General features: G+C 43.6%; 16 protein-coding genes. 5 read left to right on the plus strand and 11 right to left on the minus strand.

The window, feature by feature from the left end; genetic code table 11:
* The first annotated feature begins 202 nt into the window (after positions 1-202).
* The gene (locus tag LSG31_RS20960; protein ID WP_347436975.1) at positions 203-478 is read left to right on the plus strand and encodes a hypothetical protein; all 276 of its coding nucleotides are present in this window, start codon (positions 203-205) and stop codon (positions 476-478) included.
* Positions 479-546: 68 nt separating this feature from the next.
* Positions 547-789 carry a hypothetical protein gene (locus LSG31_RS20965; protein WP_347436976.1) on the plus strand — a complete coding sequence of 81 codons (243 nt, stop codon included), beginning with the start codon at positions 547-549 and terminating at the stop codon, positions 787-789.
* 237 nt (positions 790-1,026) lie between these two features.
* Here the strand turns inward: LSG31_RS20965 and LSG31_RS20970 are convergent, their stop codons facing one another.
* Genes LSG31_RS20970 through LSG31_RS20985 form a run of 4 tightly spaced genes read right to left on the minus strand, consistent with a single transcriptional unit; the run spans position 1,027 to position 4,009 of the window.
* Positions 1,027-1,932, minus strand: a complete 906-nt coding sequence (locus LSG31_RS20970) for a dihydrodipicolinate synthase family protein (protein WP_347436977.1) — start codon at positions 1,930-1,932, stop codon at positions 1,027-1,029.
* A gap of 34 nt (positions 1,933-1,966) precedes the next feature.
* Positions 1,967-2,854, minus strand: a complete 888-nt coding sequence (locus LSG31_RS20975; protein WP_347436978.1) for a dihydrodipicolinate synthase family protein — start codon at positions 2,852-2,854, stop codon at positions 1,967-1,969.
* A gap of 60 nt (positions 2,855-2,914) precedes the next feature.
* On the minus strand, positions 2,915-3,229 hold the full coding sequence (locus tag LSG31_RS20980; RefSeq protein WP_347436979.1) for a dihydroxyacetone kinase subunit L: 315 nt from the start codon (positions 3,227-3,229) through the stop codon (positions 2,915-2,917).
* Between the two features lie 51 nt (positions 3,230-3,280).
* Positions 3,281-4,009, minus strand: a complete 729-nt coding sequence (locus LSG31_RS20985; RefSeq protein WP_347436980.1) for a FadR/GntR family transcriptional regulator — start codon at positions 4,007-4,009, stop codon at positions 3,281-3,283.
* Between the two features lie 406 nt (positions 4,010-4,415).
* On the opposite strand from LSG31_RS20985, the gene LSG31_RS20990 reads away from it, so the two are divergent.
* Positions 4,416-5,747, plus strand: coding sequence for an MFS transporter (locus LSG31_RS20990; RefSeq protein ID WP_347436981.1), 1,332 nt, complete (start codon positions 4,416-4,418; stop codon positions 5,745-5,747).
* Between the two features lie 574 nt (positions 5,748-6,321).
* Positions 6,322-6,453: a sporulation histidine kinase inhibitor Sda gene (gene sda, locus LSG31_RS20995; protein ID WP_347436982.1), complete on the plus strand. Its 132-nt coding sequence runs from the start codon at positions 6,322-6,324 to the stop codon at positions 6,451-6,453.
* A 133-nt stretch (positions 6,454-6,586) separates the two neighbouring features.
* Here sda and LSG31_RS21000 read toward each other — a convergent pair whose 3' ends face one another.
* From LSG31_RS21000 to LSG31_RS21030, 7 genes are all read right to left on the minus strand, one after another.
* On the minus strand, positions 6,587-7,729 hold the full coding sequence (locus tag LSG31_RS21000; protein ID WP_347436983.1) for an MFS transporter: 1,143 nt from the start codon (positions 7,727-7,729) through the stop codon (positions 6,587-6,589).
* Between the two features lie 146 nt (positions 7,730-7,875).
* Positions 7,876-8,046: a hypothetical protein gene (locus LSG31_RS21005; protein ID WP_347436984.1), complete on the minus strand. Its 171-nt coding sequence runs from the start codon at positions 8,044-8,046 to the stop codon at positions 7,876-7,878.
* Between the two features lie 793 nt (positions 8,047-8,839).
* Complete coding sequence (locus LSG31_RS21010) at positions 8,840-9,784, minus strand: 3-hydroxyacyl-CoA dehydrogenase family protein (RefSeq protein ID WP_347436985.1); 945 nt, start codon at positions 9,782-9,784, stop codon at positions 8,840-8,842.
* Positions 9,785-9,804: 20 nt separating this feature from the next.
* Entirely contained in the window at positions 9,805-10,566 is a 762-nt protein-coding gene (locus LSG31_RS21015) for an SDR family NAD(P)-dependent oxidoreductase (protein ID WP_347436986.1), read from the minus strand.
* 107 nt (positions 10,567-10,673) lie between these two features.
* A complete protein-coding gene (locus tag LSG31_RS21020; RefSeq protein ID WP_347436987.1) occupies positions 10,674-11,984 on the minus strand; it encodes an MFS transporter in 1,311 nt (436 codons plus the stop codon).
* Between the two features lie 41 nt (positions 11,985-12,025).
* Positions 12,026-13,315 (minus strand): histidinol dehydrogenase, encoded by a 1,290-nt coding sequence (gene hisD, locus LSG31_RS21025; RefSeq protein WP_347436988.1) that lies wholly within the window; start codon positions 13,313-13,315, stop codon positions 12,026-12,028.
* Between the two features lie 350 nt (positions 13,316-13,665).
* Positions 13,666-14,670 (minus strand): LacI family DNA-binding transcriptional regulator, encoded by a 1,005-nt coding sequence (locus LSG31_RS21030; RefSeq protein WP_347436989.1) that lies wholly within the window; start codon positions 14,668-14,670, stop codon positions 13,666-13,668.
* Between the two features lie 327 nt (positions 14,671-14,997).
* Here LSG31_RS21030 and LSG31_RS21035 point away from each other — a divergent pair, with 327 nt between their 5' ends.
* The gene (locus LSG31_RS21035; protein ID WP_347436990.1) at positions 14,998-16,440 is read left to right on the plus strand and encodes an aldehyde dehydrogenase family protein; all 1,443 of its coding nucleotides are present in this window, start codon (positions 14,998-15,000) and stop codon (positions 16,438-16,440) included.
* Positions 16,441-16,444: the final 4 nt, after the last annotated feature.

Raw genomic sequence — 16,444 nt, forward strand, 5'->3', positions numbered from 1 at the left:
AGAATGCCCAACAAAAAAGAATGTAATCCAAAAGGCAAAAGGAATGGCCCGTATATTCTGCTATTACGTTTCTTAAATTGCGATTCTTAAAAATAGTAGTTTCTACTACTAAACTCGCACACGCAAAAAGAATCTTGCTGCATTTACTATATTAGAAATCCTTTTTGCCAGGATTTCAATAGTTATAAAGGAGGACAATTTTATGTCTGATGGATTTAACATTAGAAATACTCTCCGTTCTTTACGCATTGGCCAAACGGTAACAATTTTCACAACAGCCGGAGGTACGGGAGGCGGGGGATATACAGGAACGATTATTAACTTCAGTAGCGGCAGCATTTCTCTCTTATTGTCTGCATCTGCTGGCCCAACCGGCGTAACAGGCGCATTTGGTACACCAGGTGCTGCGGGTGCATTCGGTGCTGTTGTAACGATTCCTATCAATCAAATCACATCGATCACACAAAATGCTTTGTAATTGTTTTCAAGTGGGGGATTTTTATCCCCCTATTTCTTTATAAAAAGGAAAGACAGGAACGATATGCCATGAAACTAAATTTCAAAAATATTCCTCCCTCCATCCATCTTGGAGATACGATTACAGTATATACCACTGGCTATGGACCCGGTGGTCAAGGAATTACCGGGATTGTATTAGGATATGATGAACACAATTTGTTTATCGGTGTCCGCATTTCACAGCAAACTTTCAATAGGGAAAGGCCAGTTGATGGAATAGCAACCATCCCATTCCGCCATATTACCACAATCATCCAGAAGATCAAGTAAGTTGGGCAAACTGTGCATCCAAGTATTCAGTTGCTCAGAAACGTTATCGGAATTTCGCGGGACTAGCCTTAATGATGTACGATCGTTTACAAATGCTTTTGGCGGGCAGCTACAACCTGTTCTCCCCCGTTTAAAACGTTTACATATGATACCCGGTATATAAATCACCGGGTACCCTTAAATTTTTTATGAAAGACAACTTGCAGATGAATTTTTCTATCGTATCTAAATTTTTTATTAAGAAACTACGGAAGTAACGACAGAAAATCCGGCTTGCACCAAGCTGTTATATATTTGTACTTTCTTTGCTTCGCTGGGCGGCAAAATTGGACTGCGGGCTGGCCCGACTTTTCTTCCCAACATCTCAATCGCCACTTTTGCCAAATATGGCATATCCGGTCCTTCAATGGTCCTCCAAACAGGTAACAACCGATTATGTAACGCCAACGCACCCGCATGATCGCCCGCTTTCACTTTGTTCCACAATTCGATCGTCGCCTCGGGAACGACTGCCAGCATACAAGTGATGGCACCGTCAACTCCCAAGCTAAACGCCGGATACAAAAGATCGTCGATGCCTGTAATAATTGTGACCTGGTCATGCAGCACATGCATCATATCTGCGATCTTATGCATGTCACCGCCGCTTTGTTTGACTCCCTGAACCCAAGGAGCATTGTCGATGATTTCTTTCATGGCATGAACATCAATGGGAACCCAAGGAACCACATTGTAAATTAAAATGGGAAGTTGCGTTGCATTGCCGATTCTTTGAAAATGCTGAACCAATCCGGCAGTACTAGGCGTCCACAAATAGTGAGGTGGCGTCACCTGCAAAGATGTTACGCCTGCTTCCTTGGCAGCTTGTGATTTTCGGATGGCCTCAGATGTCGTATCTGCAATAATTCCGCCGATCACAGGCACTCGATCTCGCACTTGTTCGACAACCGTCTTGCAAAGCGTATACACTTCCTTTTCCGAAAATCCGGCTCCTTCCCCCGTACTTCCGCCAATACAAATCCCGTGAACCCCGGCTTGAATCAGATACTCGGTTTCTTCCTGGATTGCTTTGACATCTAATTCTTCTTCCGCAGTAAATGCTGTGACCATTGGCGGGATTATTCCAAAAGCGTTTAATTTCATGGGAATCACCTCAGATTTAGAAGTTTTTAATGGGTTAGAGCACATCTGCTTCGATCAGTTTGTTTCGGATAAATTCTATTTCCTCATCGGTTGGAGCTTGTATAGGGCTTCTCGTGCGACCCGCGGGTCTTCCTAATTGACGAATGGCTTCTTTTATTTTTCCTTGGAAGTTTGGACCTTGAATCGCTTGATATACAGGCAACAGCCTTTGATGGATTTCTTCCGCTGTTGTAAAATCCCCATTTAAAAAGGCAGTCCACTGTTGAACCAAGAGCTCTGGAACTATGGCTGATGGGGCAACGATGGATCCTTTCGCACCAATCACATAGGTTGGATACAATAAATCATCTACAGCGCTGCTAACCAAAATCCGCTCCCCACATGTCTTGACCATTTGCGCAAGCCCATGAATATCGCCGCCGCTTTGCTTAATGGCAACAATCTGTGGAATTTCTGCTAATTTTTCTAGCTGCTGCGGCGTGATTAAATTATGTGGGACGACGTTATACACGACAATCGGCAAATCCAATTTTTCGCCAATTCGTTGATAGAATTCAAAATTTCCGCTATCACTTGGTTTATTTACATGGTAATGAACCGGCGTGATCATCAGTGCATCCACACCGGTTGACTTGGCGATTTCGGCTGTTCGGATTGCTTCTCTCGTGGAATTCCGAATCACGCCTGCTACTACAGGGATTTTGCCATTGACTTCTTGCACCGCCAATTGACACAGCCGTCCGACTTCATCATCTGACAAAACGGCTCCTTCCCCCGTTGAACCGCCGACACTGATGCCATCGACACCTGTGCTGACAAGATACCGGACTTGCTCGACAAACGTTTTTTCATCGACATCTTCGTCTTCGGTAAACGGTGTTACCGTTGTTGCAATAATTCCCGCCAAACTTACTGTATACATGTAAACCCCTCCCTTTGAGCTTGCTAGTTTTTGAAAATTCCCCTTTTTTAAAAAAGTAATTTAGAAAACTTCCGAATTTTCGTTGCTTAATGTTTCATATAAAACTTGATAAACTTTATAACACAGCCAAGCTCCGCCATCGACCTCACCGACAACTCTCTTCCCGATCCAGCTGGCCCGGCCTGTCTTTGGCAGCATTTCCCGCGTTTGCAGAGCTCCTTGCTCTGCAGCATCTACAGCGGCCCGAAGTGCATCTAAGCCGGAACTTCCAGCTTGCACCTTTTTTGAATAGGCTTGACAAGCAGGAATAAAAGCATCCAACACGGTCCGGTCTCCCAATTCAGCCTCCCCTCGCTTTTTAATTTCTTCAATCATGACTCGTCAACAAATTGATCGGGTTGGTTCAAAATTTTTTTCAAACGGCAATCACCCAATTCTTTTCGAAGTCGGAGAAGTTTCTTTCCCCTCTTTTTGTACCGCATCTAATAGACCTGATTTCGAGATTTCCAGATGCTGCACCATGTGATCCTTTGCCAAATCCGGATTGTGCTCACGAATGTATTTTAGTATCTCATCATGTTGACTGACCGCTTTCATTGCTTCTTTTGGGATCGAAAATACCTTTTTCCGATAATCTGTCAAAAACATTTTGGTCATATTATGGAGGTTTTGCAGCAATGGATTCTGTGCAGCTTCAAAAATCAAATCATGAAACGCCTCATCACCTAATGTGATTTTCAAGGGGTTTCCTTCAATGATGTACTGCACAAAGTCATTGTGGCATTTCTCCAATTTCTGTATTTGTTCATCTGTTCCACGTTGCGCAGCAAGAAACGCTGCGATTGGTTCGATCGCCAATCGCACCTCGATAAGGTGGAAAATTTCCGGTTGATATCGGTTGAACCAATTCAGAAATTCAGACGGTACAAAGCTTTCTTGTTTGATTACGTATGACCCTTTTGTCGGGCGAATCTCAATAATTCCCACAGCCTCAAGAATACGTAAAGCTTCACGAATGGAAGAACGGCTCACTTCCAATATCTGAGCAAGTTCACGCTCATTTGGAAGTTTACCGCTATCGTCAACACCTCCGTTTTTAATAAAATCTTTAATTCTCTCAACCGTTAATTCGACAACTGATTCACGACCTGCCAATGCGAAAGCCCTCATTTCTTCTAAGTCAATTTTAAAATCATCAAGTTATGGTATGACCACGATTGGATATATCTTCATAATACCCCTCCGAATGATTAAGTCAATTTCCAAAAAATAAAGAAAAAATGAATATTATTACATAAATTAAATATAAATACCTAAATTTATTGAATTTTATATGTTTATGGCTTATTTTAGCTAAAAATTAAAACTTGATATTTTTTGTATGCGGTTTCATCATTAGTGATAGTCAGACCATATAAACAAATGCGTCAGAGAGAAAATTTTATCGATGATCAAAGGAAGGTGATCATATCAGCGTATTGCAAGTAAAATAAAATATCCACTGTCCTCCTCATGTGTCAAGAAAGCTCTCAGAATATTGAGATTGGAAGGAGCAAAGAGTATGCATAACATGGCACCACACACAGAAATGGAGTTTACAAACCGCTCGTTAATACGTCCCCGCGGGAAGAATTTACGTTGGGTAATTGTTGCGATCATTACTTTATTATCCATTGCAAACTATCTGGACCGTGGAAATCTCTCAGTGGCTGCTCCTCTTATTATGAAAGATTTACATATAAACGCTGCAGCCATGGGGGTTATACTTTCTTCCTTCGTTTGGCCCTATGCCATTATGAATTTGCCTTCTGGCTGGGCAGTCGATCGATTTGGCGCCAAGATCTTAATGTCGGCCGCCGTCGGCTTTTGGTCTGTGGTAGCTATTGCGACCGGATTCATGAGAACGGTCGGGGCATTTATTATTGCCAGGGTGCTGCTTGGCGTCGGCGAATCCGCAATGTTCCCGGCAGCTATCAAAGCAACCAACGCTTGGTTTCCGCAAAACGAAAAAGGTACAGCTACTAGTATTTTCATTGCCGGAACACAGGTAGGTTTAGCTATATCGCCCATTTTATCAACTGCATTAATGTTAGCTTTTGGTTGGCCGGCCATGTTTGTGATTATCGGGGCATTAGGATTTTTAGTACTGATCGGCTGGATCGCTCTTTATAGGGAGCCTGAGTTACATAAACGATTAAGCCTTGAAGAATTTCAATATATTCAGAGCTATTCCGGTTTAGCAGAAACATCAAATACCAATACCGATACACCAATAACATTTCTGCAATGGTTAAAACTTTTTAGATATTTACCGACTTGGGCTATGATCATTGGAGATTTTGCTTTACAATATTTGTTTTGGTTTTACATTGCATGGTTGCCCACATATCTGGAAAAAACACAACACTTCTCCATATCGAACACAGGACTTGTCGCTTCCCTTCCTTTTATCGCCGGAACACTCGGGGTTTTAATCGGCGGACGCATCTCTGACCGATTTATTGCAAAAGGAATGACACGTTTGGACGGCAGACGGCACACCATCGCTTTAGGTGCTGTGTTAACGGCCGCTGCTCTTCTAATTACAGCATTTGTTCATTCGCCGACAATTGCAGTCACACTACTTACGATCGGCATGTTCACGTACAGCTTATGTTCTGCACCGATATGGGCGTTAGCGACAGATGTCGTAAAAACCAAGAAGTATGTGGCATCCATTGGCAGTATTCAAAACTTTGGCGGATTTTTAGGCGGCGCATTTGCACCGATCATAACGGGAATTCTCGTCGCATCATTAGGTGGATTTACAATCGCTTTACTTGTTACAGGGATTTTGGCTCTTGTTTCCGCCATTATGTATGGGCTTGTTTTAAAAAAGACGATTCCTTTGTAAAAAATCAAGATAACTATCAAAAATAAGATCCTTAAAAAGATCCCTAAAAAACTCTGTGTTTCGATTTTTGGGGATCTTGTATTTTTTATGCATAGAATAAACTTTTTTAATTACAACTTTTAGCCGAGTTGAAAGGCATAACTTTTCATCCAGTTTCAAAAAATTCTGCCAACCATTTCACCTATCCGCATCCTATTCCTCCTGAAAAGTCCCGTTAGTTTCTTTCCCATTCAACGGATTGCAAATTACATCTGTATGATTGTCCTTTCCGTAGTTCCTTGCCCGTTTTTGCGTCTTGACCGCAATCCTTTTGAAATGGATGAAAATAAAAATTTATCGACGAAATTCGACAAAATAAAATGTTGTGCATAACTTTATCCACAATTTCCACAGCAGATTTGGATTGTTTAATTAAGGACCATTAGAGAAATAGATAAATAATGCACAACTTATCAACACGTTAATCACAATTCGTGTGAATAACTAGGTGGCTTGTTTCGTGGACAACCCATTGCTACCATAGAATTATCAGAAAACCTGCTAAAACTAAACTACTGAATTGAAGGTGACAAATATGCAATTATCAAATGATTTACTTTTGGAGGCATACGAGTTATCGGTAGATTTAAAATTGGAAGACAGCTTTATACAATTGCTTTTCGAAGAAATTAAACGACGCGGATTAGATTCAAAGACCTGCAATTAAATGGAATTCACCAAACTACTTTCGACAAATTTCTAGTGCAAGAAAGCCCCTTTATTCTTTCCGCTATGTTAAATAAGGAAAAATAGAAAAATTCCTTTCCAAAATGAAACGGGAAGGAATTTTTTATGCTCATTTAAACACGAATCAAAAGCAACAAAATACCCGCAATAGCTGCCAGCATTCCTCCGGTTGCAAAGGCAACAGAAGGACCGAATGTCTCCCACAGGACACCTGCCAGTATGCTTGCAGGCAAAGCGGCAAGACCCGTAACTGCACTGTATGTACCCATCGCGATGCCCCGTTGTGTTTCTGCAACGATATCTGCAATATATGCCTTTTGTATGCCTTCTGTGGCGGCATAATAGAATCCGTAAACGGCAAATAACACCCAAACCCAAGATGCACGATGTATCATGCCAAATCCAAAATAGATACATGCAAAGATAAAAAATCCGCTGACCAAAACCGGGCGACGCCCGAAACGATCGGAAAGCACTCCCAAAGGTGTAGAAAAGATGCTGCATACGACATTAAACAGCAAATAGGCAAGTGGGATTACACTTGGTGTCATGCCTACATTTTGTGCCCGCAAAACAAGAAATGCGTCGGAAAAGTTGCCAATGGTAAATAACGTTGAGATAAACGTAAACACCATAAACGGTCTCCCTAAACTTTGAAAACCAAATTTCGGCAATCCTCTGGCACTATGTATCTCTTTTTTTTCTTCTGCCAAGAAAAAGACCAAAATAAGAACTGCCAAAACGCCCGGAATTGCAGAAGCCCAAAACACAGCACGATATTTTCCGGGAAATGCGTCGAGAATCCAAAATGCCGCCAATGGTCCTAAAGCCGCACCCAGTGTATCCATGGAACGCCTGAAGCCGAACGCCTTTCCTCTTTCTTCTTTGTTTGTCGCATCTGCCAAAAATGCATCCCTTGGTGCTCCTCGCATTCCTTTGCCAAGACGATCCGCAAAGCGTATGGCAAGGACTTGCCCCCAAGAAGCAGACAATGCAAATAGAGGCTTAACAAGATTGGATACGCCATATCCTGCTATCATCAGCGGCTTGCGTCTTCCAATCCGGTCGGAAAACCATCCGGAAAACAATTTTAAAATACTTGCCGTACTTTCCGCAATTCCTTCAATCAAGCCAACGGTTCCCACTTGCACATGGAGAACAGCCGTTAAAAAAAGCGGCAAAATGGGAACGATCATTTGACTGGAAAGGTCCGTAAACAAACTGACCATTGCAATGAAAAAAATAGCCGAATTCATTCCCAAGATCCTCTTTTTTGGGGATTTTGATTCAGCTCCCATTGTATTACCTGCCTTTCCTTTTTCTTTATAGTGCGTGTTCAAAAAATATAAATTTTAGAGGCCGATAGTAAAATTGCCCCACATATAATAAAAATGACTGTACGTTATATATGAAAGTTCAAATGAAGAAGAAAGGATTTTTTCAGCATTTTCATGCGATTCATATGAAAAAGCGACATCGTAGAAACGATGCCGCTTGCAACCACTTGCGGATTGTCTTGGGAGACGTGAATGGCTGCAAAATTATTGTGTCCCATTTTTTTACATATAAACATGCATTTGCATCCTTAACGATAGTCACCGGTTCCAAGTGGATGACGCGAGTTATCTACTTGCCAGGTATCTATCCTATTTGGCTTGGACCCAATCGATAAACTTCTGCACTACATCGTCCAAGAATGCCAATGTGGGTTCATCAACCAGGCGCCCCGACACATCAAACTTTTGGCCGGCAAAATTTATTAAGGAATCTCCACAAACACAAACCATATAAGTATATTACTTTTTTCACTTACTTTTATCAAGTTATCGAAAGGAATGGGGCAAAGCATCAAGCAAGTCACAGAAAAAAGGCTGCGTATGGCAATGTGCCCAGCAACCTCCGATTCACGTTAGTGTGCTCGACTGCTATCATTTGAATGAATCGATTCCTACACAAAATGTCAGGGAGATGACGTATTGATCTGTAATGAATGTCAACGAAAATTAAGAAAAAAACGTTTAAATGAATATCCCGAAAATTGGTCGTCATTCATGTTTTGCAAACGTTGTGGAGACTCAAGGATTGATTTAAACAGACGAAAACTGAAATCCTTAACGAGAGGAAATTAAGCAAAATTTGCTCGAGTGTGGTAGAGTAATATATGTTCATTTGCTAGAATGACAGAATCGATTGCTTGATTTGCTGAAATATTTAGTGGAAGGTAGGGAATCTTGTGTTTGGATTGATGACTGCATTATTTCTCGTAGCGTTTGGTTCCATTGCAGCTTTAACATTTCGCGCATTTAAAGGCGACATTTAGTTTAGCAAGCCCTTCCTTGCCGGAAGGGCTTTTTACTTTTTTTATTTTATTTTTCAGACAAATCTTTTTTCAACCATTCGATCAATTCCCGCTCACGAGCCTGATTCATTGTTTGGGAGAATTCCGGACTCCATCGATAGAATCCTTCGCCGCTCTTCTGTCCATACTTCCCTTCTTCGACCAAGCGGCGCATCAGGGATAACGAACCCTGTTCCGTACTCAAATCCGGGAAGAGATAACTGGAGATCGAATGAAATACGTCCAATCCACCCATATCTGCCGTCATGAACGGACCGGTGACAGGGAGTCTGCGGCCAATGCTGTAGCGAACTGCCGCATCGATATCTTCCATTGTAGCAACACCTTGTTCCAGAATGTATTGTGCTTCTCGGAATAACGCATACTGCAAGCGGTTTCCGATGGAACCCAAAATATCTTTTTTCAAGACGATCGGTTTTTTGTTCATGCGATTCAATTGTTGCAACGCTCGCTCTACCGTCTGGTCTGACGTTTGTTCGCCTCTTACGATTTCAACAAGGGGAATCAAATGTGCCGGGTTCCAAAAATGAGTGACGACCGTTCTTGCTTTGTGAACCGTATGCAAGGCAATATCTGTCGGACTTAATCCTGATGTATTGCTTGCTAAAATCACATCCGGCGAACACGTGTCATCCAGATTCCGGAACCACTCTTGCTTGAGCGGCAGATTTTCCGGAATTGCTTCAATAATAAATGTAGCGTCTTGTATACACGCTTCCAGGGAAAGCGTAAACGTGACACGAGCGGCCGTTTTTTCTGCTTCTTCTTGCTTTATCACTTCATAGTCCTGCAAAATTCTCAACTTCTCCAACATTCCTTGCTGCCCGCGGGCAATATCCGCCGAGTCACTTCCCCACACGGTTGGTGCAAGCCCCGCCATTGCTGCCGTTAAGGCGATCGAATGCCCCATGGTGCCTGCACCGATGATTGCGAGTGTTTCACTCATTGCCATACTCTCAACTCCTTCTCTTTTTAAATAGCCGTCCAACCGCCGTCTACTTTGATTGTTTCACCTGTAATAAAATTGGCCAAATCGGAAGCAAGGAACAGTACGGCTCCGGTAACATCTGACGGTTGCGCCAATTTGCCCAAAGGAATTCTTTGTATCACATCATTGAAAAATTCCTGATCCTGCAACATCGTTCTTGTCAACTCTGTTTCGATGAATGTGGGCGCAACCGCATTGACTTTGATATTATAGGGAGCCCATTCCACAGATAACGCTTTCGTTAGTTGTACTGCTCCGCCTTTGCTTGAGCAATACGCAGTCCGATTCTTATAGCCTACAAAAGCCATCTGGGAAACGATGTTGATGATTTTCCCACGGCCTTGCGCAATCATATGCTTCCCGGCACGCTGAGCGCAGAAGAAAGTCCCTTTTAGATTGGTATCCAAAATGCGATCCCAATCGTCTTCGGTTACTTCCAATGCAGGCTTTGGAATATTGATTCCGGCATTATTGATTAAAACATCGAGTCCATTCATACAGGCGGCCGCTTCCTCTATCATGTTGGAAATGCTTTCTACTTTTTGCATGTCTGCTATTATATAGAAAGAATCCGGTTGGTATTGTCTCATTTCTTCCACAGCCGTCTGTAAAGCCGTTTCCTCGCGCCCGGTAATGGCCACCTTCGCCCCAAGTCTGGCAAATGCCAGCGCGATATCTCGCCCGATCCCTTTGCTGCCGCCTGTTACAATTACTTTTTGATCCTTCAATTCAGAAAAATAAGTCATGCATTCCCCTCAATTCTTGTAAAGATATTTCTATTGTGAACCAAATTACACAAGTATTCAATGAAGGAAAAAACCCCGGGATCATGCCGGGGCGATTCTGCTATAAATTAGGAATGTATGGTAATTCCTTGTTTTTTATGAAACCGTTCCATCGCCTGTCGATCATCATGTACCCGGTATAAGATCAAGAAGAGGACAGTACATACCAAGGTGACTCCGCCAGCAGTCAAAATCGCTGGTGTAAAGCTTTTGTAATGTTGGAGCACAATTCCCATTAAAAGCGGTGAGAGAATACCGCCGATGTTGCCGATGAAATTTACAAAACCGCTGACAAAACCGGCACCTTTTTTTCCGCCAATTTCAGCCGGGGTTGACCATTGCGGACCTAGGATTCCCATGACAAATGCATATCCCAAGGACATCGCGGTTACAGACATATAAATATTGGAAATCGATGGTGTTATAAAAAGCATGATCGTCCCCAAGATCAAACCAAGCGCAATCACGAGTCTTCGCACATTGACTGAATTAAATCCGGCATTGACCAAACGGCGGACAATCGCACCTGCTCCAAGCACCGTAATCAATCCAAACAGGTACGGTTCCATTGCCAGATACCCCATTTCTTTTAGGGACACATGATATTTTTGCATCAGATACGTTGGATACCAGGTTAAGAACATAAAGTTTACAAAATCAAGACCAAAATTTGATATACCGACTGCCCATAAGGATGGACGTTTCATAAGTTCGAAATATAATCCCTTTGGTGCGGGGCTGTTATCAACTTCTACTTGATCATGTTGGATCCATTCCAACTCATCTTTTGCCACACCCCGATGGTCTTTCGGGTCATCCTTAGCGTAAAAGTAAAAGATAGTGCCTAATAACGCAGCAATTAATCCCGTCAGGATAAATGTCATTTTCCATCCCCATTGAATGAGGATAAATGAAACGATCGGCGGCGCCACTGCAGCACCGATGACGAGTCCAAGATTCTGCAAAGACATCGCTTGTGAATATTCGACCCGTGGGAACCAACGGCTAAGCAATACAGACGCTGCCGGCCATGTAATCGCTTCCCCGATGCCGAAAGGAATACGGAACCAAATCCAAGCCGCATAGGAACCAGCGGTAGTCGTCAGGATCAAAATGATACACCAAACCCACATGCCGTAAAAGTATGTCCGGCGCGGGCGTAACCAGTTGGCAATCATGCCTGCAGGAATTTGAGCAATTGCATACGCCCAGGAAAATGCGCTAAAGATCACGCCAAGTTGTATAGGTGAAAGATGAAATTCTTTTGAAATCACCGGTGCAGCTACGGAAATATTCGTACGATCCAAATAGGAGACCGTACTGATCAAGAACACTAAAAACATGACGACCCAACGAACTCTTGTCGATGTCGTTTTCATTCGTTTACCCCCTTGAAAGTATTTTCTACCATTTGGAAAATCTATACATTCGCTGAGGTTTTTCCATAGCGGCGGACACGCAGCAGCGCTTGTTCTCTATGGCCGGCAAAGTTCTCCAATGCACAGAGACGAGCCGCATACTCACCGATCCTTGCGCTAGCTTCCGGCGTACATTTTTGATAGGTGCAAGTCTTGATAAACTTGCCGACCCAAAGTCCGCCGGTATAACGGGCCGCTCCTTTTGTCGGCAGTGTATGGTTCGTACCGATCACTTTGTCGCCATATGCGACGTTCGTTTCCGGACCAAGAAAGAGCGCACCGAAGTTCGTCATGTTGTTCAAGAAATACTGTGGATCTTTTGTCAATACTTCTACGTGTTCGAACGCCAGTTTATCCGCTTCGGCAACAGCTTCCGCTTCATCTGCCACGAGGAGGATGATGCCGTTTTCTTCCCATGCGACCCGCGCAACATCAGCTGTAGGCAGTGTCTGCAATTGACGCTCAATTTCTTTCAATGTTTCTTGCGCAAGAGTTTCTGATGTGGTGATCAACGCGCCTGGTGATGTGGGTCCGTGCTCTGCCTGGCCAAGGATATCGCAAGCAACCATTTCCGCATCTGCTGTTTCATCGGCGATTACCAAAGTCTCCGTCGGACCAGCCAACAGATCAATGCCCACACGCCCAAACAACTGGCGTTTCGCCTCTGCTACATACGCATTGCCCGGACCTACAATCATGTCAACAGGCGCAATGGTTTCTGTTCCCAATGCCATGGCGGCCATCGCCTGCACACCGCCAAGGATGTAAATTTCATCTGCACCCGCAAATGCCATTGCGCAAACCGTTGCTGCAGGAATTTGTCCGTTGATCGGCGGTGTACAAGCAATGACACGTTTTACGCCTGCCACTTTTGCTGTAAGGACACTCATATGGGCAGATGCGACCATTGGATAGCGTCCGCCTGGGATATAACAACCGACGCTATTTACCGGAATATTCTTATGCCCGAGAGTAACACCTGGCTGCGTTTCTACTTCGATATCCCGGATTGCAGCACGCTGCTCCTCGGCAAAACGGCGAATTTGCGCTTGCGCAAACTTGATATCGTCAATTGTTTCTTCCGGCAGGGACTTGATAATCTCCTGAATCTGTTCTTCTGATAAGCGAAAATTTTCCGGAGACCATCGATCTAGCTTTGCAGATAATTCCCGTACTGCAGCATCACCGTTTTTTGCTACTTGATCAAGGATCGTACGTACCGTTTCATAAACTTGCGCTTCCGATTTTGCGATTTCTTCTTGGCTTTTCCCTTTTTTTAAGAACTTTGCCATGATCGAATCCTCCTTTTTCATTTTGCATACGTATGCAATTGTGAGTAAAATTTTTGTCCGATAGTTGTTAACTGTAGTTTCACTGCTTTCGCATGTAGTAATACATGTAGTAATACGTGTTTTACAGTTTCAAAAATCTTCTCTTTGTTTCCTTTCCAAAACCTTTGCATACGTATGCAATTTTTCGATTTTTCTAAGAGGCATTCAAAAATACCTCTTTCACATTTTGTTGCAAATTCCGCAAACGCATTCATAGATTTGATTGAAAAAAGAGGCTTATGACCTCTATACCGGAAATAATAATACATGTTCGAAATTCTGTCAAACATTTCGTTGCCTTATGCGTCGCCTTACGTTGTTCGCAATTGCACGGAATTCCGCGCAATCAGTCCTCCTTGTATCAAGCGATGTTGTGGCTCTTGTGCAGAATCATCGATTTCTTGTATGAGAATATCGATCGCCGCTTGGATCATAAAATCGACAGGCTGTTGCCAGGTAGTAAGGGAATACGGCGGCCACGCGGACATACCGATATCATCGAAGCCGATAATCGATACATCGTCCGGAACTTTGATACCCAATTGTTTAGCCGCATCAAGAGCGCCTAAAGCCATAATATCATTGGCGCAAAAAATTCCATCCGGCCGCTGCTCCATTTGCAACAGCCGCACTGCAGCCGCATACCCGCCATGATACGTATACTCCCCAAACTCCAACAGGGGTTCCAGATCTTTTTGCCGCAATGCTTCCCGAAACCCTTTTTCCCGATCTTTGCTCGTCGATGTATTGCGTTTGCCGGCAATAAAAGCGAGTCTTTGATGCCCGGTATTTAGGAAATGCTCCCCAATTTTGGTACCGCCGAGAATGTTGTCACAGCAAACAATGCTGCACGGGCAATCTTCTATATAGCGATTAAATAATACGACCGGTATGTCATTTTCTAAAAAACGGGTGACGACAGAAGATGAAAGCAGCGCATCTGTAATGATTACACCATCGACGTTATATTCGAGAAATTGTGATACTTCTTCGCCTTGTATATCTGTCGTATCCGTATTGACAAATAAAACATGATACCCTTTTGTTCGCAAACCATACGAGAATTTGCCAAGTATCTCCGCGTAAAAAGGATTTTTCACATCGCCCATTGCAATCCCGATCATATTTGTCTTCTGCGTGATCAATCCCCTGGCGATGGCGTTCGGATGATATCCCAATTCGTTTGCTGCTTGCAACACTCGTCGGCGTGTTTTCTCGGAAACATTCGCACCTGGTGTAAATACCCGGGAGACGGTCGATTGGGAAACTCCGCTGAATTTGGCAACATCGGAAGCGTTTATGTTCTTTTTCCTCATCCTGCTTTGCGGAACCCTCCTTCGATTCTCTTACTGGAAGATGCTGAAATAGCATTGTCTGCTTTTAAATCGACTTATGGTAGAATCGATTGCACCGTTCCTATCTCCCAAGAATTATATCACAGGGAAAATTGTTTTTTTAAACAGATCCAGGAATCGATGCATTTCCCGCAAAAACACATCGTAAACCGAAATAAACGACCGTTTCCCTGAAAAAATCAATGCTGCTACGATTTGAAAAATTAAATAAATTCATCAATACTTGAAATAGTATACTTGTAAGCCTTTTCCTAACAATTTTCTCCAAAATTTGAAAGGAGCACCTCAATGACAACCCGATCTCAGGAACAGTTGCTTGTTTACGGCCATTTCATCAATGGAAATTGGATCGATCCAAATGAAACGTTTGCAGTTTTAGATAAATACAATGGAAACGAGATTGCGCGTATTGGAATCGCTTCCAGGCAAGCAGTCGATGATGCGATATCCAATGCGCTGCAAACGTTTCAAACGAAAACATTGACACCCGTGCAGCGTTATGAAATTTTAATGCGGGCTGCTGAAATTTTTAAAGAACGAAAAGAAGAACTGGCATTGACAATGGTGCAGGAAGTCGGAAAAGTATTAAAAGATGCCCGTGGCGAGATTGACCGGGGAATCCAGACGTTCATCGCTGCAGCAGAAGAAGCCAAACGGATTGCCGGCAAAGGAATTCCCCTTGGGCAACCGGGCAGCGAAAACAAAATGGCATTTACCATCCGCGTTCCTGTCGGAGTCATCGGTGCCATCACACCTTTCAATTTCCCGTTTAACCTCGTGGCGCACAAAGTTGCTCCAGCGATTGCGGCAGGCAATACAATCGTTTTAAAACCGGCGGAATTAACGCCTTTGTCCGCATGCAAAATGGTTGAAATCCTGACAGAGGCAGGTCTTCCGGCCGGATTTCTCAACGTTGTAAACGGCTTTGGCCATGAAACCGGCCAATATTTGTTGGAGGACGATCGGATTGCCATGTTTACATTTACCGGCAGCCCCAAAGTTGGCCGTCATATTAAAAGTACAACGGGGATTCGGAAAGTTACTTTGGAATTAGGAAACAATTCACCGAATATCGTTCATAAGGATGTAAAGGATCTTGACCAGGCGGTTGATCTGTGTGTCACCCGCGGCTATATCAATGCCGGACAAGCTTGTATTTCCGTGCAGCGCATCTATGTCCATCAAGATATATTTGATGTGTTTGCAGAAAAGGCAGTGCAAAGAACGCAAGCATTGAATGTCGGCAATCCGGCGGATCCTACGATGGATGTAGGTCCCATGATTTCTGAAAAAGAAGCAAAACGTGCGGAAGAATGGATCGTTGAGGCTGTGCAGCAAGGAGCGAAAGTTGCTTGTGGCGGAAAACGGGAAGGTTCCATTTTGTATCCAACCGTTTTGGTCGATGTGGAGCCGCAAATGAAAGTCGTATGTGAAGAAGTGTTTGCACCTGTCATTACGCTCATACCTTACAGCGACATCGAGGAAGCATTCCGGATGGCAAACGAAACACGCTTCGGCCTGCAAGTCGGTCTCTTTACATCCGATCTGCAATTGGCCATGCGGGCAACCCGGGAACTGCAGTTCGGCGGCGTGATCATCAACGATGTTTCCAGTTATCGCGCGGACGTCATGCCATATGGCGGAGTGAAGGACAGCGGCATCGGAAAAGAGGGTCCGCATGCCGCGATCGAAGAAATGACGGACGAACGCATTGTCGTCATCAATCTGTAGGAGG

It is taken from the genome of Fodinisporobacter ferrooxydans (genome assembly GCF_022818495.1).
GTDB classification, from domain to species: domain Bacteria; phylum Bacillota; class Bacilli; order Tumebacillales; family MYW30-H2; genus Fodinisporobacter; species Fodinisporobacter ferrooxydans.

Bases quoted from the DNA above. Each gene is read 5' to 3' on its own strand.
- LSG31_RS20960 (WP_347436975.1), top strand. From the start codon at position 203: ATGTCTGATGGATTTAACATTAGAAATACTCTCCGTTCTTTACGCATT.
- LSG31_RS20970 (WP_347436977.1), bottom strand. From the start codon at position 1,932: ATGAAATTAAACGCTTTTGGAATAATCCCGCCAATGGTCACAGCATTT.
- LSG31_RS21005 (WP_347436984.1), bottom strand. From the start codon at position 8,046: ATGTTTATATGTAAAAAAATGGGACACAATAATTTTGCAGCCATTCAC.
- LSG31_RS21015 (WP_347436986.1), bottom strand. From the start codon at position 10,566: ATGACTTATTTTTCTGAATTGAAGGATCAAAAAGTAATTGTAACAGGC.
- LSG31_RS21035 (WP_347436990.1), top strand. From the start codon at position 14,998: ATGACAACCCGATCTCAGGAACAGTTGCTTGTTTACGGCCATTTCATC.
- LSG31_RS21010 (WP_347436985.1), bottom strand. From the start codon at position 9,784: ATGGCAATGAGTGAAACACTCGCAATCATCGGTGCAGGCACCATGGGG.
- sda (WP_347436982.1), top strand. From the start codon at position 6,322: ATGCAATTATCAAATGATTTACTTTTGGAGGCATACGAGTTATCGGTA.
- LSG31_RS20965 (WP_347436976.1), top strand. From the start codon at position 547: ATGAAACTAAATTTCAAAAATATTCCTCCCTCCATCCATCTTGGAGAT.
- LSG31_RS21020 (WP_347436987.1), bottom strand. From the start codon at position 11,984: ATGAAAACGACATCGACAAGAGTTCGTTGGGTCGTCATGTTTTTAGTG.
- hisD (WP_347436988.1), bottom strand. From the start codon at position 13,315: ATGGCAAAGTTCTTAAAAAAAGGGAAAAGCCAAGAAGAAATCGCAAAA.
- LSG31_RS21030 (WP_347436989.1), bottom strand. From the start codon at position 14,670: ATGAGGAAAAAGAACATAAACGCTTCCGATGTTGCCAAATTCAGCGGA.
- LSG31_RS20975 (WP_347436978.1), bottom strand. From the start codon at position 2,854: ATGTATACAGTAAGTTTGGCGGGAATTATTGCAACAACGGTAACACCG.
- LSG31_RS21000 (WP_347436983.1), bottom strand. From the start codon at position 7,729: ATGAATTCGGCTATTTTTTTCATTGCAATGGTCAGTTTGTTTACGGAC.
- LSG31_RS20990 (WP_347436981.1), top strand. From the start codon at position 4,416: ATGCATAACATGGCACCACACACAGAAATGGAGTTTACAAACCGCTCG.
- LSG31_RS20980 (WP_347436979.1), bottom strand. From the start codon at position 3,229: ATGATTGAAGAAATTAAAAAGCGAGGGGAGGCTGAATTGGGAGACCGG.